20 protein-coding genes and 2 tRNA genes are annotated in these 21,172 nt (G+C 64.6%); 3 read left to right on the top strand and 19 right to left on the bottom strand.

Going from position 1 to position 21,172, the window contains the following annotated elements:
• Nucleotides 1-262 precede the first annotated feature (262 nt).
• The 3 genes from bamC to WS96_RS05315 all read right to left on the bottom strand — a co-directional run bounded on the left by bamC (nucleotide 263) and on the right by WS96_RS05315 (nucleotide 2,530).
• Entirely contained in the window at nucleotides 263-1,471 is a 1,209-nt protein-coding gene (bamC, locus tag WS96_RS05325; protein WP_059831089.1) for an outer membrane protein assembly factor BamC, read from the bottom strand.
• 140 nt (nucleotides 1,472-1,611) lie between these two features.
• Nucleotides 1,612-1,688, bottom strand: a tRNA-Pro gene (locus WS96_RS05320).
• 128 nt (nucleotides 1,689-1,816) lie between these two features.
• On the bottom strand, nucleotides 1,817-2,530 hold the full coding sequence (locus tag WS96_RS05315) for a class I SAM-dependent methyltransferase (RefSeq protein ID WP_059831088.1): 714 nt from the start codon (nucleotides 2,528-2,530) through the stop codon (nucleotides 1,817-1,819).
• A 393-nt stretch (nucleotides 2,531-2,923) separates the two neighbouring features.
• On the opposite strand from WS96_RS05315, the gene WS96_RS05310 reads away from it, so the two are divergent.
• Entirely contained in the window at nucleotides 2,924-5,134 is a 2,211-nt protein-coding gene (locus WS96_RS05310) for a hypothetical protein (protein WP_059831098.1), read from the top strand.
• 82 nt (nucleotides 5,135-5,216) lie between these two features.
• Here the strand turns inward: WS96_RS05310 and WS96_RS05305 are convergent, their stop codons facing one another.
• The 14 genes from WS96_RS05305 to WS96_RS05240 form a co-directional block, all read right to left on the bottom strand.
• Entirely contained in the window at nucleotides 5,217-5,630 is a 414-nt protein-coding gene (locus tag WS96_RS05305) for a MerR family transcriptional regulator (protein WP_034207104.1), read from the bottom strand.
• A gap of 58 nt (nucleotides 5,631-5,688) precedes the next feature.
• The gene (locus WS96_RS05300; protein WP_059831086.1) at nucleotides 5,689-6,075 is read right to left on the bottom strand and encodes an integration host factor subunit alpha; all 387 of its coding nucleotides are present in this window, start codon (nucleotides 6,073-6,075) and stop codon (nucleotides 5,689-5,691) included.
• 73 nt (nucleotides 6,076-6,148) lie between these two features.
• Entirely contained in the window at nucleotides 6,149-8,578 is a 2,430-nt protein-coding gene (gene pheT, locus WS96_RS05295; protein WP_059831085.1) for a phenylalanine--tRNA ligase subunit beta, read from the bottom strand.
• A gap of 96 nt (nucleotides 8,579-8,674) precedes the next feature.
• Entirely contained in the window at nucleotides 8,675-9,688 is a 1,014-nt protein-coding gene (gene pheS, locus WS96_RS05290) for a phenylalanine--tRNA ligase subunit alpha (RefSeq protein WP_059785429.1), read from the bottom strand.
• Nucleotides 9,689-9,836: 148 nt separating this feature from the next.
• Entirely contained in the window at nucleotides 9,837-10,196 is a 360-nt protein-coding gene (gene rplT / locus WS96_RS05285; protein ID WP_004192938.1) for a 50S ribosomal protein L20, read from the bottom strand.
• Between the two features lie 30 nt (nucleotides 10,197-10,226).
• Entirely contained in the window at nucleotides 10,227-10,424 is a 198-nt protein-coding gene (gene rpmI / locus WS96_RS05280; protein WP_004191477.1) for a 50S ribosomal protein L35, read from the bottom strand.
• 189 nt (nucleotides 10,425-10,613) lie between these two features.
• The gene (infC, locus tag WS96_RS05275; protein ID WP_071734130.1) at nucleotides 10,614-11,138 is read right to left on the bottom strand and encodes a translation initiation factor IF-3; all 525 of its coding nucleotides are present in this window, start codon (nucleotides 11,136-11,138) and stop codon (nucleotides 10,614-10,616) included.
• 50 nt (nucleotides 11,139-11,188) lie between these two features.
• Entirely contained in the window at nucleotides 11,189-13,096 is a 1,908-nt protein-coding gene (gene thrS / locus WS96_RS05270; RefSeq protein ID WP_059831083.1) for a threonine--tRNA ligase, read from the bottom strand.
• 268 nt (nucleotides 13,097-13,364) lie between these two features.
• Nucleotides 13,365-13,441: transfer RNA gene (locus WS96_RS05265), tRNA-Val, on the bottom strand.
• Between the two features lie 84 nt (nucleotides 13,442-13,525).
• On the bottom strand, nucleotides 13,526-15,760 hold the full coding sequence (locus WS96_RS05260; RefSeq protein WP_059831081.1) for a RelA/SpoT family protein: 2,235 nt from the start codon (nucleotides 15,758-15,760) through the stop codon (nucleotides 13,526-13,528).
• A gap of 39 nt (nucleotides 15,761-15,799) precedes the next feature.
• Nucleotides 15,800-16,153, bottom strand: a complete 354-nt coding sequence (locus WS96_RS05255) for a RidA family protein (protein ID WP_027784253.1) — start codon at nucleotides 16,151-16,153, stop codon at nucleotides 15,800-15,802.
• A 76-nt stretch (nucleotides 16,154-16,229) separates the two neighbouring features.
• Nucleotides 16,230-17,126, bottom strand: coding sequence for an alpha/beta fold hydrolase (locus WS96_RS05250; RefSeq protein ID WP_034207099.1), 897 nt, complete (start codon nucleotides 17,124-17,126; stop codon nucleotides 16,230-16,232).
• A 198-nt stretch (nucleotides 17,127-17,324) separates the two neighbouring features.
• Nucleotides 17,325-17,966, bottom strand: a complete 642-nt coding sequence (locus WS96_RS05245) for a CoA transferase subunit B (RefSeq protein ID WP_059785420.1) — start codon at nucleotides 17,964-17,966, stop codon at nucleotides 17,325-17,327.
• A 1-nt stretch (nucleotide 17,967) separates the two neighbouring features.
• Nucleotides 17,968-18,672, bottom strand: coding sequence for a CoA transferase subunit A (locus WS96_RS05240; RefSeq protein WP_012363722.1), 705 nt, complete (start codon nucleotides 18,670-18,672; stop codon nucleotides 17,968-17,970).
• A gap of 220 nt (nucleotides 18,673-18,892) precedes the next feature.
• Between WS96_RS05240 and WS96_RS05235 the strand changes: the two genes are divergently transcribed.
• Complete coding sequence (locus tag WS96_RS05235; protein ID WP_012328362.1) at nucleotides 18,893-19,438, top strand: LuxR C-terminal-related transcriptional regulator; 546 nt, start codon at nucleotides 18,893-18,895, stop codon at nucleotides 19,436-19,438.
• 126 nt (nucleotides 19,439-19,564) lie between these two features.
• Here the strand turns inward: WS96_RS05235 and WS96_RS05230 are convergent, their stop codons facing one another.
• Both WS96_RS05230 and WS96_RS05225 read right to left on the bottom strand, forming a co-directional pair.
• A complete protein-coding gene (locus tag WS96_RS05230; protein ID WP_034207097.1) occupies nucleotides 19,565-20,005 on the bottom strand; it encodes an acyl-CoA thioesterase in 441 nt (146 codons plus the stop codon).
• 32 nt (nucleotides 20,006-20,037) lie between these two features.
• Entirely contained in the window at nucleotides 20,038-20,820 is a 783-nt protein-coding gene (locus WS96_RS05225) for an SDR family oxidoreductase (protein ID WP_011545236.1), read from the bottom strand.
• Between the two features lie 179 nt (nucleotides 20,821-20,999).
• Between WS96_RS05225 and WS96_RS33560 the strand changes: the two genes are divergently transcribed.
• The coding region (locus tag WS96_RS33560) for an FAD-dependent oxidoreductase (RefSeq protein ID WP_124593188.1) at nucleotides 21,000-21,172 on the top strand (173 nt) is incomplete at its 3' end.

Raw genomic sequence — 21,172 nt, 5'->3', positions numbered from 1 at the left:
ACGCCATCCTCCCTGTTCTAACGATTCCAACCTATAAAGCAGGTTGCGTGCCAGGCATCGAACGCTCAACATTCCGTTGATTTATAAGGACAATTTTTTAGATCGGCGACAATGTGACACTTGTTTTGTCGTCGTAACGCTCGGATGTTACGTAACGTCACGACGCGGGGTCGAACCACTCGCCGCGCCGCGCGCCAGCGCGCGGCCATGAAAAAAGCCCGCCGGAATGGCGGGCTTTTCAAGGATGCGGGAAACGCCGGGATCAGCGGAGCTGATTCACGAGCAACCCCATGATCTGACGAGCCGGCGACGACGTATCGATCGCGCCCGAATCGTCGACGACCGCGACGCGCGTCTGATCGGCCGTGAGCGCCTTCACGTTGACGCGATACTGCTTCGCCTGCTTTTCCTTCTTGCCGTGGAACAGCTGGCTCCAGAAACCCTGCTCGGCCGAGCTCAGATCCTTCGGATCGACATAGCGCACGAAATACAGGCCCTTCGAGCGATCGCGATCGTCGACCGTGAAGTTCGCGCGATCGAGCGCGAGACCGACGTGCAGCCACGACCGGTCGTACGGCTCGCCGAGCGTGACTTCGGACGGCACGGCCGCTTCGGCCGCGTCGTTGCCTTGCGCCGACGTGCGCGAGACGTTCTGCGCAGCGATCGCCGCGGCAGCCTTCGACGACGCGTCGGCATCGGCCTTCTTGTCGCTCGGTACCGCGTTGTCCTTGATGTTCGCGATCGGCGGTTCGCCGTTCTTCGCGCGTTGCTCGTTCTGCGCGAGCACGGCCATCAGCCGCTTCAGGTATTCCGTCTCGAGCGCGGGATCGTTCGGCTTCGGTTCCCATTTGCTCGAATCGTTGTTCGCGCCGGTGATCGCCTCGCGCATCCCCTTCTGGCTGATGAACACGTAGGTGCCGCCATTCGGCGCCGAATCGAGACGCGTACGGTACTTGTTGCGCTCGGCCGTCACGTACGAATTGCCCATCGCCTTCGAGATCACGCTGCGGATCAGGCCGTCGTTGATCTGCGGATGGGTTTCGTTCCAGTCGGTTTCCATCACGCCCTTGTCGCGCTGGTCGACGACGAGCAGGAAGCCCTGCTCCTGCCAGAAACGGCGAACCTGCGGCCAGATCGCGGCCGGCTGCTTGCCGTCGATCACGAGCCAGCTTTCGGTGCCGTCGCGCTGGATATGCATGCCGGCCACGGCCGGCGCGACGGTGTCCAGCGCGGGCGCGGCCTCCTGGACCTGCTTGAGCGCGGACAGGGAAGTCGCGCCGCCCTGGGGCGGCAGCGAACGCTGATCGGCCGTCTCGTCGAGCATGTTGGGCGGCACTGCGAGCGACGCTTCCTTCGATTTCGAATCGCTCTTGTAGTCCACTTTCGTGGGCGACGACGTACCGCAACCGGCGACGAGCGCGCCGGTGGCGAGCACTGCAGCGAACCGCATGGTAAGACGAAGATCAGTCATGTTCGGGGAATCCTCTTCCGCTAAATCACGGCGCTTTCCGTGGATCAACCTTGCATTTTACCGGGGCCACGCCGCGATGTGCAAAAAAGCGACGGCCATGAAAAAACCCGCGTCAGCCTGAGCTGACGCGGGTTCTTGTCTGGTCGGGGCGAGAGGATTTGAACCTCCGACCACCTGCACCCCATGCAGGTACGCTACCAGGCTGCGCTACGCCCCGAAAGAAAAAAATTATAACAGACAGTTCCTCGATTTAGAACGGGTCGCATGCATTTTGTGAATGTTCTCGTGAAATTTTTTGGCGCGATGGCGCCGATGCAAGCAATCTGCAGCGCCGCCCCCTTTGCGTCACGGCTTGCGCGCGACGCAGATGACCGTCAGGCCGCCGACGCGATTGAAGCGGAACATCGGCAACTCGATGCGGCAGATCGTCTTGAGCAAGCCGTTGACCAACGGATGATGACGACGCAATTGCGACGCAGGCTCGCGCGGATGCGAGCGCGCGCGCTCGCCCAGCCGCAACGCGGCCGCGAGCGGAAACGTGAGACCGAAATAATATGCGCCGTGCTCGACGTCGAGCCCTGCACGCCGGGTCACGTCCTCGAGGCCGCCGAGCGTATACCTGCGCTTGTGCTCGAGGAAATCGTCGTGGCCGCTCCACAGGAACTGGAACGCCGGCACCGTGATCAGGAACCGGCTGCCCGCAGGCGCGCCCTTCACATACTGCGTCAGCAGCCCGACATCGTCGTCGACATGTTCGAGCACGTCCATCAGCAACACGAGATCGGCATCGAATCGATCGACGGACCGCCGAAAATGGATGGGCTTGCCGGCCGCCTCGCCGTCGCTGTCGTCGGCGTAGCTCGTATCGACACACCATGCTTCCGTCGCCTGCGTGCACTCGAGCAGATGCTTCGAGAAAAAACCGGAACCCGCACCGACGTCGAGTATGCGGTTCGCGCCCGACGCACCCAGGAACCGGCGAACTGCGCTCGCCTTCGACGCGTAGTACCAGTGGTCACCCACCCCCGCACCGAGTACGTCGACTTCCTTCAGGTCCATGGCGCTTCCCCGTGATGGCTGCCGTGTTTGTGATATCGAACCTGCCATTGATGCCGATCTTACCTCGCGGCCAGCGTCGATCGTATCCGTCGATGCCCGGGGCCGCGCCGCTCGGGCATCGGGTGAAACCCGCGCCGGCCACGGCCGGTCGCGGGTTTTCAGGGCCGCTTCGACAGACGCCGACCGCCGCGCCGGACAAACCAAACGACCGTTTGATCCAGCCGCCCATCCCCCGCGAATCCATTGTCTGGCCGCGCGCCGGCGCGCCGCGCCCGGGCGCCCGTTGTTTGGTGACGCCGCTCTAGCGCGCTATGACACACTGCACGGCATCGACGCTCGCGCCGTGCAATGGCGCGCACCGCCGTCGATCAAGACAAGACATGGAGACAGACGATGCGGAATGCGGTCCGGCGCGGCCATCGCTCGCCTTTGGCAATTTTCGACTGGGTTTCTGGCCGGCGACGCACGGCCGCCGCGGGGGCGCGCACGACATCCCGCGTGTTCGGCTGCGGCGTGCTGGCGCTCGCGCTGCTTTGCACCGGCTGCGCGGAATCGGCCGCGCAACGCGACAGCAATACATCCAGCGCGTCGACGAAGATCGAGCGCACCAAGGCCGAGCGGCTCGCGCACGAGCAGCAGATCGCGCGTACCGTGCCGTCGCTCGCATCGCTCAGCCTCACGCAACCGCGCCCGTTCACGCTGCGCGACTCGGGCCAGAACGGCGCGATGACGTTCCTGCGCGACGTCGATTTCCGCGTCGTCAACAACCTCGGCTTCTTCATCCATCAGTTGTCGGCCACGCTCGTACCGACGCAGGCCGGCGCGCCGATCGTGTTCGACGACCCGACGAGCTTCGAGATCGACGTGCACGAAGGCACGGTCACGCTCGACGACGCGAAGCTGACCGCCCTCTTCAACACCTATATCTTCGGCTATCGCAACGCGCCGCTGCGCAAGCTCGCGGTGTCGGCCGGCGACGGCGTGATCCATCTGCAAGGCGAGATGCAGCGCGACGGCTGGGTACCGTTCTCGCTGACCGGCACGCTCGCGATCCGCGACGGCAGCCAGCTCGTCTTCCACCCGACCGGCGTGCGCGTGTCGGGCATCAACGCACAGCCGGTGATGCGCGCGGCCAACGTGAAAATGGCCGACCTGCTGAAAGTGCAGACGCCGATCGCGCAACTCGCCGGCGACGATCTCGTGATGGCGGTCGACAAGCTGATGCCGCCGCCGCGCCTGAAACTCACGATCACCGCCGTGCGCGTGACGCCGGCGGGCCTCGACCTGAAGCTCGACGACGGCACGCATGCCGGCTTCGCGATGCCCGCGAATGCACCGCAGCAGGCGATGTACATCCGCGGCGGCGACGTGAAATTCATGCGCTCGATGCCGATGAACGCGGACATCCTGATCGGTCCGCTCGACGCGTCGAGGCGCGACCAGACGTTCGTGTTCGACCTGTATCACTATCGAGACCAGGTGTCGGCCGGCTACTTCAACTTCGACGAAAGCGGCGCGATGGCGATCCGGATGCCGTCGTATACGGGCCCGGCCAGCGGCGCGCTGCTCGGCAACGCGGCGGCGCGCCTGAACGACAGCTTCCTCGCCGCGCAGCAAAATACGCTGCGCGACGTACGGCAGCACTGGGAAGCGTACGCGCTCGCGGCGGACGCGGTGCGGCCCGGCATGCAGAAGGTCGCGATGCGTCGGACGTCGACGACGCCGTTCAACGAACGGCACGTGTCGAACCGCAACCCGACGATCCACCTGCGCAACGTCGACTTCAACCTGTCCGGCGATATCGGCTTTCATGTCGAGGATCTCGACGTGGAGCTCGTGTCGAAGCACCCGGGCGAACCCGTCGATCTCGACGATCCCAACCAGTACGACATCCGCATTCTCGGCGGCACGGTCGTCGAGTCGTGGAAGGCGATGTCGGCGCTCTTCAACAATTACCTGCTCGATTATTCGCCGCGTTCGCTGAACGATCTGCAGTTGAGCGCGGACGGCCAGGATCTGCGCGTCCGGGGCGGCATCAAGCTGTGGAATCACGTGCCGGGCGTCTGGCTGCCGACCGACATGAAGGGCTCGCTGACGGTGCTCGACGACCGCCACCTCGCATTCAAGCCGTCGCAGGTGTCGGTGCTCGGCATCCCGCAGGCGACGCTGCTGCGCTCGCTCGGCATCGAGCTCGCGTCGCTGACGCCGTTGCAGCGGCGCGGCGCGGAACTGCGCGGCGACACGCTCGTGCTCGACCAGTACACGGTGTTCCCGCCGCCCGTGCTGAACGGCAAGCTCGGCCAGGCGACGGTCGAGCGCGACGGATTGCGGCTCACGTTCCGGCGCGCGGCGGGTGCGCCCGCGCCGAAGCGGCCGCAGATCGACGCGCCGAGCTACATGTGGATGGAAGGCGGCGACATGAAGATGTTCAACGTGCTCGAACTGAACGTGCGCGCGCTGATCCGGAATTCGGCCGAGGCCGGCCCGATGCGGTTCGACTTGTACGGGTATCGCAGCCAGGTCGCGCAGGGCTCGGTGCGGATGCTGCCGGACGGCACGCTGGTCGTCGACATGGGGCGGAAGAATCCGCTCGCGTCGCGCTGATCCGCGTGCAGGACACGCATGAAAAAAAGCCCGGTGGCAGGTCGCCAACCGGGCTTTTCAATGCATCTTGCGCGCCGTGCGCTCAATCGTGTTTCAGTCCGTCGATCACGTCCAGCAACGCCTGCCGCAACGCGATGACGTCGACGGTTGCGCCCGGCTTGATCGCCCCGCGCGCATCGACGGCCCGCGCATCGGGTTCGACCGGCTCCGCCGCGGCCCGCTCGCTGCCCGGCGAATCGAGCCGGTTGCGCGCACCGTTGATCGTGAAGCCCTGCTCGTACAGCAACTCGCGAATCCGCCGGATCAGCAGCACTTCGTGATGCTGGTAATACCGACGATTGCCGCGCCGCTTCACCGGCCGCAGCTGCGTGAATTCCTGTTCCCAGTAACGCAGCACATGTGGTTTGACCCCGCACAATTCGCTGACTTCGCCGATCGTGAAGTAGCGCTTCGCGGGAATCGGAGGCAAGACGACTTTCTCAACCGTGGTGGTCATCGTCGGTTAACCGTCGGTAAAGGGTGCGCGGCGGCCGCGCGGGGCGTGGGCGCGCGTATTACTCCGCGCCGTTTTCGACCAGCGCCTTCAGCTTCTGGCTCGCGTGGAAGGTTACCACCCGGCGGGCCGCGATCGGAATCGCCTCGCCCGTCTTCGGATTGCGGCCCGGACGCTGCGGCTTGTCGCGCAACTGGAAATTGCCGAACCCCGACAGCTTGACGCTTTCGCCGTTTTCGAGCGCGTCGCGGATCACTTCGAAAAACGCCTCGACCATGTCCTTCGCTTCACGCTTGTTCAGCCCGACGCTGTCGAACAGCAGCTCCGCCAGTTCCGCCTTCGTCAGCGTCGGCGTCTCGGTGGACGCCGGCACCGAAGCGTCGCGGTTCATCGCGCTGCGTTGCGCCGTCAGGAGGGCTTCGAATTCACTCGAGGTCATGTCGTTCATATCTGCCATACAGCGCGTTGAATCAAAACTTACGATGGAAACAAGCCGCCCGCGAACGGGCCGGCCCCTCTCCTCAGCCGCGCAGGCGCGCGCCGGCACGAGCCATCCGCTCGACCAGCGTCTGGATCGCCTGATCGACGATCTCGTCCTGCAGCGTGCCAGCCGCGTCCTGCAGCGTCACGCGGAAGGCAAGGCTCTTCTCGTTCGCGGCAAGACCACCGGAAGTGTTTGATTTTGCACGAAATTCGTCGAAGAGTACAACCTTCTGAACGAATCGGCAGGCCTCTTCGGCAAGCGCCTTCTTCATTTCGTCGAAAAGTGCCTGAACCTCGACCGCCTGATCGACGACAACGGCGATATCGCGACGGACCGGCGGGAATTTCGACACGTCGGTCGGTGCGGGCAACGCACGTGCAGTCAGCGCGTCCGCATCGATCTCGAACATCACCGGCGCGTGCGGCAACTCGTACTTCTGCATCAGGCGCGGATGCAGCTCACCGATCCAGCCGACCGCGCGGCCATCGACTTCGATGCGTGCGCTGCGGCCCGGATGAAGGGCCGGATGCTCGGCCTTCACGAAGCGTGCAACCGCCGGCGCGAGCAGCGCTTCGAGATCGCCCTTCACGTCGAAGAAATCGACCGGGCGGGTCGCCGCGCCCCATTGCTCGTCGAGTGCCGGACCGTACGCCAGCGCGCCGACGCGCTTCGGCTGCGCGTGACCTTCGACCGCCAGCTCGCCGGCCTTCACCGACGGATCGGCGACGAACACGCGCCCCGATTCGAACACGCGCACGCGATCGGCGCGGCGGTTCAGGTTGTGACGCAGCACGGCGATCAGGCTGCCGAACAGCGTCGTGCGCATCGCCGAAAGCTGGCTCGCGATCGGGTTCAGCAGCCGGATCGGGTTGTCGTTGCCCGCGAAATCGTGCTCCCACTCCGCATCGACGAAGCTGAAGTTGACGGTTTCCGCGTAGTCGCGCGCGGCGAGCGCGTGACGGATATCGTGGATCGAACGCCGCGTCTCGTGGGTCGCGCGCATTTCGCTCGTCGCGACCGGCGGCCGTGCGGGGATCTTCTCGAAGCCGTAGATGCGCGCCACTTCCTCGATCAGGTCTTCCTCGATCTCGATGTCGAAGCGGTGCGACGGCGGCGTGACGAGGAACGCGTCGTCTTCACGCTCGAACGGCAGGCCGAGGCGCGTGAAGATGTTCGCGATCTCGTCGGCGTCGATCTTCACGCCGATGATGCGGTTCGCGCGCGACACGCGCATCTTCACCGGCGCGCGCTGCGGCAGGTTCACCGCCTGATCGTCGACCGGGCCGGCCTTGCCGCCGCAGATCTCGAGGATCAGTTGCGTGATGCGCTCGACGTGCTCGACGGTCGTCGCGTAATCGACGCCGCGCTCGAAGCGGTGCGCCGCATCCGTCGAGAAGTTGTACTTGCGCGCGCGGCCGCGGATGCTGTCCGGCCACCAGAACGCGGCTTCCAGGTAGATGTTGGTCGTATCGAGCGTGACGGCCGTGCTGTCGCCGCCCATGATGCCCGCGAGGCTTTCGACCTGACGGTCGTCCGCGATCACGCCGACCGTTTCGTCGAGTTCGACCGTGTTGCCGTTGAGCAGCTTCAGCGACTCGCCGCGCTTGCCCCAGCGCACTTCGATGCCGCCGTGAATCTTGTCCAGGTCGAACACGTGCGACGGACGGCCAAGTTCGAACATCACGTAGTTCGAGATGTCGACGAGCGCGGACACGCTGCGCTGGCCCGCGCGCTCGAGGCGCTCGACCATCCACTGCGGCGTCTTCGCGCGCGCGTTCACGCCGCGGATCACGCGGCCGGAGAAGCGGCCGCACAGATCCGGCGCGGCAATGCGCACCGGCAGCGTTTCGTCGAGTTCGACCTTCACCGGGCGAATATCGACCGGCGTCAGCGGCGCGCCGGTGATCGCGGCCGTCTCGCGTGCGATACCGAACACCGACAGGCAGTCGGCCTTGTTCGGCGTCAGCTTGATTTCGAAGATCGTGTCGTCGAGATTGAGGGTGTCGCGGATGTCCTGGCCGACCGGCGTGTCTTCCGGCAGGATCAGCAGCCCGCTGTGATCCTCGGACAATTTCAGCTCGCGCGCCGAGCACAGCATCCCCTGGCTCTCCACGCCGCGCAGCTTCGACAGCTTGATCGCGAACGGCTTGCCGCCCTCTTCCGCCGGCGGCAGTTCCGCGCCGACCAGCGCGACCGGCACCTTGATGCCCGGCGCCACGTTCGGCGCGCCGCAGACGATGTTCAGCGTCGCGCCGGTGCCGGCGTCGACCTGGCAGACATTGAGCTTGTCCGCATCCGGATGCTTGACGACTTCGAGCACGCGGCCGACGACGATCTTCGACGTCGGCGGCGCAGCCTTGCTCAGCGATTCGACTTCGAGCCCCGCCATCGTCAGCGCGTGCGACAGTTCGTCGGTCGTCAGCTGCGGGTCGACAAAGGTTCTCAACCAGGATTCAGGGAATTGCATGGATGTCTACGTTCGAAACAGGTTAGATCGACGCCCGGGCCCCTCGGAAACGTCCGTCGGGGCGTGCGCGGGCACAGGTCGGCGCGGCGAGCGGCGTTATGCGAACTGGCGCAGGAAACGCAGGTCGTTCTCGAAGAACAGCCGGAGATCCTGGACGCCGTAACGCAGCATCGTCAGGCGCTCGAGGCCGCTGCCGAACGCGAAACCGATGTAGCGCTCGGGGTCGAGGCCCATGTTGCGGATCACGGTCGGATGCACCTGCCCGGAGCCGGAAATTTCGAGCCACTTGCCGGCGTTCTTGCCTTGCTCGAACATCATGTCGATCTCGGCCGACGGTTCCGTGAACGGGAAATACGACGGACGGAAGCGCACGAGGATGTCGTCGCGCTCGAAGAATTTTTTCAGGAAGTCGGTATAGACGCCCTTGAGGTCGGCGAAGCTGATGTTTTCGTCGATCCACAGCCCCTCGACCTGATTGAACATCGGCGAGTGGGTCGCATCGCTGTCGACGCGATACGTGCGGCCCGGCGCGATCACCTTGATCGGCGGACGGTTCATGCGCGCATAACGCACCTGCATCGGGCTCGTGTGCGTGCGCAGCAGCAGCTGGCGGCCGTCGGCATCCTTGCCTTCGACGTAGAAGGTGTCCTGCATCGAACGCGCCGGATGGTTCTCCGGGCTGTTCAGCGACGTGAAGTTGTACCAGTCGGTCTCGATTTCGGGGCCATCGGCCACGTCGAAACCGATCGAGCCGAAAATCCGTTCGACACGCTCCCACGTGCGCATCACCGGGTGCAGGCTGCCGGCGCCGGCGCCACGGCCCGGCAACGTCACGTCGATCGCTTCGGCGGTGAGGCGCTGATTCAGCAGCGCGTCGGCCAGTGCCTGGCGACGGGCGGTGAGCGCGGCTTCGACCTGCTGCTTCGCGACGTTGATGCGTGCGCCTTCGGTCTTGCGTGCTTCGGGATCGAGCTTGCCGAGGCCCTTCAGCAACTCGGTCAGCGCACCCGATTTACCGAGAAATCGCGCTTTCTCGTTTTCGAGCGTGGTGATGTCGGCAGCGTGTTCGAAGGACTGCTGCGCGTCGGCGACAATCTGGTCCAGATCCATAGATCCCATCATTTCCAACGTCATTCGGTCTTGGCGAGCGAATCTGCCCACCAAACAAAAAAGGGGCTCGGAAGAGCCCCGTTTTCGCTGCAGCGGCCGAGACTACCGGAACCTCGCTGCAACTAACCACGCAGTGCTAATTTCGCAATTAGGCTGCAACGGCGGCTTTCACCTGCTTGACGATCGCAGCAAAAGCAGCCTTGTCGAACACCGCCATGTCGGCCAGCACCTTACGGTCGAGTTCGATCGACGCCTTCTTCAGGCCGTTGATGAACACGCTGTAGGTCATGTCGTGCTGGCGAACTGCCGCGTTGATACGCGTGATCCACAGTGCGCGGAACACACGCTTCTTGTTGCGGCGATCGCGGTACGCGTACTGACCGGCGCGCATCACCGCCTGCTTGGCGATGCGGTAGACGTTATTGCGGCGGCCGCGATAACCCTTGGCCAGGTTGATGATCTTCTTGTGGCGGGCCCGTGCGGTTACCCCACGTTTGACTCGAGGCATGTTTCTCTCCTTGGAGTATCAGTTGAGGGGTTACGCGAACGGGAGCATCGCGCGGACGGAGTTCAGATCGGAATCATGAACTGCCGTTGCGCCGCGCAGATGGCGCTTGTTCTTCGTGGTTTTCTTGGTCAGGATGTGGCGCTTGAAGGCTTGACCGCGCTTGACGGTACCGCCCGGACGCACCACGAAGCGCTTTGCAGCGCTCTTCTTGGTCTTCATCTTAGGCATGACGAACAACTCCAGTTTATTAGATGGCGATGGGTGTGCGGTTGGCTTGCGCCCTTGACCCGCCCTTCGAAACCCAGTCCACTTGTGTACGGCGACCCGCTTGCGCAGCCGCCGTCATGTTGGCGCGCTGCCCGGACCGGGCAGCGCGCCGAACCACTGTCGAACCTGCGCGCGATGCGCGCGGGCCCGTTACTTCTTTTTCTTCGGCGAGAGCACCATGATCATCTGGCGCCCTTCCATCTTCGGCATCTGCTCGACCTGGCCGACTTCCTCGAGATCCGTGCGCAGACGCTCCAGCATCCGCATACCGATTTCCTGGTGAGCCATTTCGCGGCCGCGGAAACGCAACGTGATCTTCGTCTTGTCGCCCTCTTCGAGGAAGCGCACGAGATTGCGGAGCTTGACGTTGTAATCCCCGTCATCGGTACCCGGGCGGAACTTGACTTCCTTCACCTGGATGACCTTCTGCTTCAGCTTCGCTTCGTGCTGCTTCTTCGATTCCTGGTACTTGAACTTGCCGTAATCCATCAGACGGCAAACCGGCGGCACCGCTTGCGGCGCGATCTCCACCAGGTCAACATCCAGTTCTTCCGATTTACGGAAAGCATCAGCGAGTTTTACGATACCGAGCGGTTCGTTCTCGATCCCGACCAGGCGCACTTCCGGCGCAGTGATTTCACCGTTGATGCGGTGCGACGACTTATCAGTAGCGATGTTACGTTTCCTCTAAAAATTAAAAAAAACGAGCCGCGCTGCCAGGGCGGTTACTTGAACGAGCGCAGGTCTTCCTGCAGACGCTCAACGAAGGCTTCGACCGGCATTACGCCAAGATCGACGCCGCCACGGGCACGCACGGCTACCGTTTGCGCATCACGCTCCTTATCGCCCACGACGAGGAGATAAGGCACCTTTTCCAGCGTGTGCTCGCGTATTTTATAGCTAATCTTCTCGTTGCGCAAATCGGCCGCCACTCTAACCCCTTGTTTTTGCAACGATTGGGCCAGGGACTGCGCATATTCGGCCTGACTTTCGGCGATATTGAGCACAATTGCCTGGTACGGCGCGAGCCAGACCGGCATTGCACCAGCATGGTGCTCGATCAAAATGCCGAGGAAACGCTCCATCGACCCGACGATCGCGCGGTGCAGCATCACCGGCCGGCGGCGGCTGTTGTCTTCCGCCACGTACTCGGCGCCGAGGCGCTCCGGCAGCACCATGTCGAGCTGCAGCGTGCCGCATTGCCACGAGCGGCCGAGCGCGTCCTTGATGTGGTACTCGATCTTCGGGCCATAGAACGCGCCCTCGCCCGGCAGCTCTTCCCACGTGAGGCCGCAGGCCGTCAGCGCATCGCGCAGGCCCTGCTCGGCGCGATCCCACGTCTCGTCCGTGCCCGCGCGCTGGTCAGGGCGCAGCGACAGCTTGATGTCGATGTGATCGAAGCCGAAATCCTTGTACACGCTCATCGCGAGCGTGTTGAACGCGATCGATTCCGAAATGAACTGATCTTCCGTACAGAAGATGTGCGCATCGTCCTGCACGAAGCCGCGCACGCGCATCAGGCCGTGCAGCGCGCCCGATGCCTCGTTGCGGTGGCACGAGCCGAATTCCGCGTAACGCAGCGGCAGGTCGCGGTACGAGCGCAGGCCGTGCTTGAACACCTGAACGTGGCCCGGGCAGTTCATCGGCTTGATCGCGTAGTCGCGCTTCTCCGACTCCGTCGTGAACATGTTCTCGCGATAGTTCTGCCAGTGGCCCGACGCTTCCCACAGCGAACGGTCCATGATCATCGGCGTCTTGATCTCGAGATAGCCGGCTTCGTTGACGCGGCGGCGCATGTACTGCTCGACCTGCTGCCACAGCGCCCAGCCCTTCGGATGCCAGAACACCATGCCCGGCGACTCTTCCTGCATGTGGAACAGGTCGAGCTGCTTGCCCAGCTTGCGATGGTCGCGCTTTTCCGCCTCCTCGAGCATGTGCAGGTACTGATCCTGGTCTTCCTTCTTCGTCCAGGCCGTGCCGTAGATGCGCTGCAGCTGCTCGTTCTTCGAATCGCCGCGCCAGTACGCGCCCGCGACCTTCATCAACTTGAAGACCTTCAGCTTGCCGGTGGACGGCACGTGCGGGCCGCGGCACAGATCGGTGAAGCCGCCGTGCGAATACAGCTTGATTTCGTCGCTTTGCGGAATCGATTCGATGATCTCGGCCTTGTACTTCTCGCCGATGCTGCGGAAGTAACTGGCCGCCTCGTCGCGCGACACGACACGGCGCGTGACCGGCTCGTCCTTCTTCGCGAGTTCCTGCATGCGCTTTTCGATCTTTTCCAGATCTTCCGGCGTAAACGGGCGGTTGTACGAGAAGTCGTAATAGAAGCCGTTGTCGATCACCGGGCCGATCGTCACCTGCGCGTCCGGATACAGTTCCTTCACCGCGTACGCGAGCAAGTGAGCGGTCGAGTGGCGGATGATGTCGAGGCCGTCGGCATCCTTGTCCGTGACGATCGCGAGCGACGCGTCGCGATCGATCACCGTCGACGTATCGACGAGCTCGCCGTCGAGCTTGCCGCCCAGCGCAGCCTTCGCCAAGCCGGGACCGATGGAGGCCGCAACCTCGGCAACTGTCACCGGATGCTCGTATTGTCGAACTGAGCCGTCAGGCAAGCGTATCGAAACCATAGCAATCTCCGTGATGCCGACAGTGGGCGGCAGACCAGGTACGCGAGTCGAACTCACGCGGGAAAATTCGCGACAAAAAAAATGCGGCCCCGCTTTCGAGGGGCCGCATTCGATACTTCACTCAACTGAAAGGGCGAAAACGTTCCTCGACTAGCGTCGCTCCGAAGTGGTTTCGGTCAACGTTCGCGGTGTCATAACCGTATTCGCCTTGTTCGCGTTGAGTTGTGTACTGCATCGAACACCCGGAAGCCGGGCATTCTCAATTCGTTGGTAGGCTCGATTGGACTCGAACCAACGACCCCCACCATGTCAAGGTGGTGCTCTAACCAGCTGAGCTACGAGCCTAGAGAAGCTAAAATTATATGGAGTTGCTACCGGCTTGGCAAGTGTTTTATGCGGTTGCAGCAAAATAACGCTGTTCCAACCCCATCACGATTTTCGCCCTGCCCGCACGACGCCCTGTACCTCGCCGAGCAGCGTGCACGCGCGCTGCACCTGCGCCGAATTCGATACCTCGACCGTGAACTGCATGAATGCCGCATTGCGGCGGCTCTGCGTCTTCACGCCCACGACGTTGATCTTTTCCCGCGCGAACACTTCGGAGATATCGCGCAGCAACCCTTGCCGGTCGCTCGCCTCGATCATCAGGTCGACCGGGTAGACGGACGCGCCACGCCCGCCCAGCACGTCGGCCGACCAGGTCGTCTGCAGCACGCGCTCCGGCGCGCGCTCGACCATCCGGCGAAACGTCGGGCAGTCGGTGCGATGAATCGACATCCCCTTGCCGCGCGTGACGAACCCGCTGATCGGATCGGGCGGCGCCGGACGGCAGCAACGCGCCAGTTGCGTCAGCAGCGCGTCGACGCCCACCACCAGCACGCCGGTCGACGCGCCATGCGCGACGCTCGCGCCGCTGCTGCGCTTCTCGAAATCGGCCGGCGCCTCGGGCGCCGGTTCCGGCGGCGGCGCATCGGACAGCGCATGCTCGACGTTGCGCAGGCTGAATTCTTCCTTGCCGACGACCGAGAACAGCTCCTCGGGCGACTTGAAGCCGAGCTTCGCGGCGAGATGGTCCAGATTGACCGACGTCTTGCCCTCGCGCTGCAGCGTCTTTTCGACGAGCGCGCGGCCGTGCGCGACGTTTTCTTCCTGCTCGATCGAGTTGAACCACGCACGCACCTTCTGCCGCGCGCGCGAGCTCTTCAGGTAACCGAGCTGCAGGTTCAGCCAGTCGCGCGACGGCCCGCCTTCCTTCACCGCGACGATCTCGACCGTCTGGCCGTTCGCGAGCGACGTGTTCAGCGGCACCATCACGCCGTCGACGCGCGCGCCACGGCAGCGATGGCCGAGCTCGCTGTGCAGGTGATACGCGAAATCGACCGGCGTCGCGCCCTGCGGCAGCGCGATCACGCGCGCCTGCGGCGTCAGCACGTAGATGTGGTCGTCGTCGAGCGACGTTTCGCGCAATTGCGCCCACGCCTGGTCGCCCGACACTTCGGCGCCGTCCTCGACGTCGTCCTTCCACGCGAGCAACTGGCGCAGCCACGCGATCTTCTCGTCGTACTTGTCGCTCGCCGAGAACTGGCCGCCATAGCCGCGCGCGCCGGCCTCCTTGTAGCGCCAGTGTGCCGCGACGCCATACTCGGCGAAACGATGCATCTCCTGCGTGCGGATCTGCACTTCGAACGCACGGCCGTCGTCGCCGATCACGACCGTATGCAGCGACTTGTAGCCGTTCGGCTTCGGCCGCGAGATGTAGTCGTCGAACTCCTTCGGCACCGGCTGCCACAGGTGATGCACGATGCCGAGCACCGCGTAGCAATCCTTGATGTCCGGCACGATCACGCGAAACGCGCGCACGTCGTACAGCTCGGAGAAATCGAGCTCCTTGCCGCGCATCTTGCGCCAGATGCTGTAGATATGCTTCGGCCGGCCGCTGACGTCGGCCTGGATGTTCGCCTCCGCGAGCTCGTGCTGCAGCCGCGCGATCGCCTGCGTGACGTACGCCTCGCGCTCGATGCGCTTCTCGTCGAGCAGCTTCGCGATCCGCTTGTAGGTGACGGGATCCTCGAAGCGGAACGCGAGATCCTCGAGCTCCCACTTCAGTTGCCAGATACCGAGACGATTCGCGAGCGGCGCATAGATCTCGAGCGTCTCGCGCGCCACGTCCGGCGGCGGGTCGATCTTCGCAGCCGCGTAGTAGCGCAGCGACTGCAACCGCGACGCGAGCCGGATCAGCACCACGCGGATGTCCTGCGCGAATGCGAGCAGCATCTTGCGCAGCGCCTCGATCTGCGTACGCCGCTCCTGCGCCGCGTCGCGCCCGGCGTCGGGCTTCGCGTTCTGCGCGACGCGCAGGCTGACGGTGCCGAGCCGCAACAGCTTGCGCACGTCGAACACGAGCCGCGCGACTTCGTCGCCGAAACGCTCGGTCAGCTCGCGCTCGGGGTCGCTCAGGTGCGGCGTCAGCACGAACAGCGCGGCAGCCTGCATCGCCGACGGATCGACGTTCAGCGTGCGCATGATCGCCGCCGTGCCCGCCGAGTGATCGGCGAGCAGCTCGCCGGACGACAGGCGCGCATCGCCGGCCCGCTCGCGCACGAACGCGAGCACGTCGTCGAACGACGGCGCCGCGACGGAGGATGCGGAAACGGATTCGGTCATTGCACGGCCTGCCGGAATACGGTCATCGTCGGATAACGCTCAGCTCCGCTGCGCGGCGACGACGACGATCTCGACGAGCAGCGCCGGATCCGCGAGCTTCGCCTCGACGGTCGCGCGCGGCGGCGTGTTGCCCTGCGCGACCCATGCGTCCCACTCCGCATTCATGCCTTCGAAGTTCGCGAGATCCGAGATGTAGATCTGCACCGACAGCAGATGCGCCTTGTCGCTGTTCGCTTCGGCGAGCAGGCGGTCGATGTGGCCGAGCACTTCGCGCGTCTGGCCGCGGATGTCCTGCGTGGTGTCTTCGGCGATCTGGCCGGCTAGATACACGGTGCCGTTGTGGATCGCGGTTTCGGAGAGACGGGCCCCGACGTGGTGACGAATGACTGCCATGAAATGTTCCGGTCGTGATGAGTGAGGAATCGGGCGGCACGGCCCGCGTGCCGCCGAACCGCATATTATGACGCGTTTAGGCGTCGCCTTCGACGAAAAACCGCCGCGCGAGCGCAATCTGGTCGGCGCTGACGAACGCCGGCGCGTGGCCCGCCCCCGGGATCTCGACCTGCGTCACATGCCGGCCGCGACGGACCATTTCGGCCGCCGTCTCGCGCGACAGCAAGTCGGACGTCTCGCCGCGCACGACGAGCAGCGTCGCATCCGTCGTCTCGATCGCACGCCACAGCGCGGCCTCGCCGAGCGCGGCCAGCTCCGGCGTCGTCGCCTTGAACGGCTCGGCGATGCGCGGATCGTAGCGCATCGTCCAGTCGCCTTCGGGCAGTTGGTGCAGCAGCGGCCCGTTGATCTCGCGCCACTCGTCGGCGCTCAGCGCACCGAACGGCAGCGACAGCGACGTCAGATAGTCGATCCCCTCCTGCTCGGTCGCAAAGCGCGGCTGTACGCCGAGGTACTCGCCGATGCGCGTCAGCGAATCGGGCTCGATGCGCGGGCCGACATCGTTGACGATCATCCGCCGCAGCGGCGAACCGGGCAGCCCGGCGAGCGCCATGCCGATCAGGCCGCCCATCGACGTGCCGAACCAGTCGACCGACTCCACGTCGAGCCGCGCGATCAACGTCACCATGTCGGCCACGTACTGCGGAATCGCATAGAGCCGCGGATCGGCCAGCCGGTCGGAGCGGCCACGTCCGGCGACATCGGGGCAGACGACGCGATACGTATCGGACAGCGCGGCGGCCAGCCGGTCGAAATCGCGCCCCGAGCGCGTCAGGCCGTGCACGCAGACCAGCACGCGCGGATTCGCGGGATCGCCCCATTCCGTATAGGCAACGTGGTGAAGGCCGGCGGCGCTCGCACACTGCACGCGTCGCTGACGGGGAACCGGGGAATTCGCTGAAGTCGTTGGCATCGTTGGCATCCTGTCGAACGAGGGGCGGACGCGCGGGGCAACGCTTGCGACGCCCGATGCAAACGATTGTAAACCGCTTCCGCCGGACGGGTCGGCCCATCGGGCACCCAACAGGCCGGCCGTCGACGCGCAATGACAAACGCCCCGCATGCCGTCGTCCGGCATGCGGGGCGTCGGATGCGTGCCCGTGTGGCGAACTTATGCCACGGCGCTGACGTCGAGCGGCGCGCCCGTCTTCGCCTGGATCTCTTCCGCGCTCACGCCGTCGGCGAGTTCGAGCACCTTCAGCCCGTCCGGCGTCACTTCGATCACGCCGAGGTCGGTGATGATCAGATCGACCACGCCGACACCCGTCAGCGGCAGGTTGCATTCGTCGAGAATCTTGTGCTGGTCGCCCTTCGCGACGTGCTCCATCAGCACGACGACGCGCTTCACGCCCGCGACGAGGTCCATCGCGCCGCCCATCCCCTTGATCATCTTGCCCGGGATCATCCAGTTCGCGAGGTCGCCCTTCTTGCTGACCTGCATCGCGCCGAGGATCGCGAGATTGATGTGGCCGCCGCGAATCATCGCGAACGAATCGGCCGACGAGAAGATCGACGAACCCGGCAGCGTCGTGACGGTCTGCTTGCCGGCGTTGATGAGATCGGCGTCGACTTCGTCTTCGGTCGGCGACGGCCCGATGCCGAGCAGGCCGTTCTCCGACTGCAGCCACACCTCGACGCCTGCCGGCACGTGGTTCGCGACGAGCGTCGGCAGGCCGATGCCGAGGTTCACGTAGAAGCCGTCCTGCAGTTCCTTCGCCGCGCGCGCGGCCATCTGGTCACGATTCCAGGCCATGTCAGTCTCCTTTCGCGCGTACGACGCGTTGTTCGATGCGTTTTTCAGGCGTCGCGTTCAGCACGATGCGCTGCACGAAGATCCCCGGCGTATGAACCTGGTCCGGATCGAGCGTGCCGTTCTCGACGATCTCCTCGACCTCCGCCACCGTGATCTTGCCGGCCATCGCGCACATCGGGTTGAAGTTGCGCGCGGTGCGGCGGTAGATGAGGTTGCCCGACTTGTCGGCCTTCCACGCCTTGACGAGCGCGACGTCGGCCGTCAGCGACGGCTCGAGCACGTAGTGGCGATCGCCGAACTGGCGCGTTTCCTTGCCTTCCGCGATCACGGTGCCGTAGCCGGTATTCGTGAAGAACGCGGGGATGCCCGCGCCGCCCGCGCGCAGCTTTTCGGCGAGCGTGCCCTGCGGCGTGAATTCGAGCTCGAGTTCGCCGGCCAGGTATTGGCGCTCGAACTCCTTGTTCTCGCCGACGTACGACGAGATCATCTTCTTGATCTGGCGCGTTTCCAGCAGCAGCCCGAGGCCGAAACCGTCGACGCCCGCGTTGTTGCTGATGCAGGTGATGCCCTTGACCGCCGAATCGCGCAACGCCGCGATCAGCGCCTCGGGAATCCCGCACAGGCCGAAGCCGCCCACCGCGAAGGTCTGTCCGTCGCGGACGATCCCCTCCAGCGCGGCAGCCGCGCTTGGATAGACTTTGTTCATCAGTTGTCCCTTCCTCTATGGAAACCAGCAAAACCGGTTCACGCGCCACGTGGCGCAAGCCCGCCGCACCATTCTATGCATGCGCGGCAATGCCTGCGTCGAGGCGCGCTGTTTTTATGTCGCGACATACCGCCGCGAGATGCCTGAAAGGGTACGATGTGACGCCGATGCGGCACAATACGCAAAAATACATAAGCATTTGCCTCCGCTTGCCCGCGCCATGCCCGATCTCGATTACCAGACCGCCTTCCACCTCGCGCCGCTCGGCCTCGTGCTGTCGCGCGATCGCGTGATCGAGGACTGCAACGACGCGCTCGCGTCGATCTTCCGCTGCGCGCGGGCCGACCTGATCGGGAAGTCGTACGCGGTGCTCTACCCGTCGACGGACGAATTCCAGCGAATCGGCGAACGCATCGCGCGCGTGATGGTCGCGAACGGCGTCTACTCGGATGACAGAATCATGAAACGCGCGGACGGCGAGCTGTTCTGGTGCCACGTGACGGGACGCGCTCTCGACCGCACCGCGCCGCTCGCGGCCGGCGTCTGGACCTTCGAGGACTTGAGCGCGACGCGCCGCGTCGCGGTCGAGCTGACCCCGCGCGAGCGCGAGATCGCCGCCCAGCTCGCGACCGGCAAGACCAGCAAGCAGATCGGCCGCGTGCTCGACATCAGCTCGCGCACGGTCGACATCTACCGCGCGCGGCTGATGCGCAAATACGGGACGAACAATACGCCGGAGTTGCTGCAGCGCCTGCTCGGGCAGTGAACGCGCATCGCGTGACGGCGCCCGGATGACGATCGGCCGCACATGGCGGCCGATCAGGGGGAAACATCGGAACAACGGGCACGGCACGCCACCGGCGATCCGGTGCCGGCCCGCCGGCAGCCGCGCTCAGCCGACTTTCGTCGCGAGCGCCTGCTCGATCGTGTCGCGCAGCAGTTGCGGCAGCGGCACCGACTTGCCGAGCGCGTAGTCGACCCACACGCAGCGCGCGTTGCCACGTGCATAGACATGCCGCGGATCGTCCGCGCGCGTGAGCTCGAAACCGGTGTCGAAACTGCTTCGGCCGGGCTTCGCGGCCGACATCTTCGCGATCACGTCGCCCGGATAGTGCAGTTGCTTGAGGAATTCCATCGACGCGGTGACGATGACGGGCCCCTGCCCCTCGCCGTTGCCGCCGGCGATGCCGAGCGCCTCGAACCACGAAATCCGCGCCTGCTCCATGTAGCGGAAATAGACCGTGTTGTTCACATGGCCGAACGCGTCCATGTCGCCCCAGCGGATCGGCATCGACATCTCAAAAACGGGTGAGTAATCGCTTGTTGCGCTCATTGCAGTCTTCTTTGTTGCGGAATGTCATCCGCTCACGCGAGGCCGAAACCGTCGTCGGCGGAGATAATCGAGCCATTGATGAACTGCGACTCGTCGGCCGCGAGCAGCAACAACAGCCCGTCGAGATCCTGCGGCTTGCCGACGCGCCGGCGCGGCAGCATCGACTGCAGCTTCTGGCCCTGCTCGGTTTCCCACAGGTAATGATTGATTTCGGTATCGATATAGCCCGGACAGATCGCGTTCACGTTGATCCCGTGGCGGCCCCACTCGAGCGCCATCGCGCGCGTCATCTGCACGACCGCGGCCTTGCTCATCGCGTACAGCCCGATCTGCGGGAACACGCGCAGCCCGGCCACCGACGCGATGTTGATGATCCGGCACGGCGGCTTGCCGTTGCCGCCGCCGTTCGCGCGCATGATCATCCGCTTCGCGACTTCCTGCGCGACGAAAAATGCGCCGCGCGTGTTCGTATCGAACACGAACTCGAAATCCGCCGGCGTCACGTCGACGAGCTTCTGCATCGTCGACACGCCGGAATTGTTCACGAGGATGTCGATCGTGCCGGCTTCCGTCTCCGCATGCGCGACGGCCGCCTTGATGCTCTGCACGTCGGTCACGTCGAGCGACACGACGTGCGCGGCACCGCCCGCCGCCTCGATCTCCGCGCGCAGTTCCTTCAGGCGTTCGACGCGGCGGCTCGCGAGCACGACCTTCGCGCCGGCCTGCGACAGCACCTGCGCAAAACGCTGCCCCAGGCCGCTCGACGCGCCCGTGACCAGCGCAACCTTGCCTTCCAGATTGATCGATCGACCCATTTGCCCATCCCCTTTCGATGTCGTTTCGCCGGCTCGGGCGGCACAGCCCGGGCGGCATTACCCTAGCACAAAAAATAGAACGATCGTGCTAATCTAGCTGCATGTTGTTGCGGCAAGCGTTTCGTTTCGCAGACAATACGCTCCCGAATAAAAGCATTCTAACGGTTAGAGGAACGCCAATGACCCCCGCAAGCCTCATCGAGCAATACGGCCCGCGCGAATCGATGGAATACGACGTCGTGATCGTCGGCGGCGGCCCCGCCGGGCTGTCGGCGGCGATCCGGCTCAAGCAGCTGGCCGCCGAGAAAGGCACCGAGATCGGCGTGTGCGTGCTCGAGAAGGGTTCCGAGAT

Origin of the sequence: Burkholderia sp. MSMB1835 (genome assembly GCF_001526365.1) — a bacterium.
Taxonomy (GTDB): Bacteria; Pseudomonadota; Gammaproteobacteria; order Burkholderiales; family Burkholderiaceae; genus Burkholderia.
The sequence above is the reverse complement of the archived record's forward strand: the minus strand, read 5'-3'. Positions and strand labels throughout refer to the sequence as shown.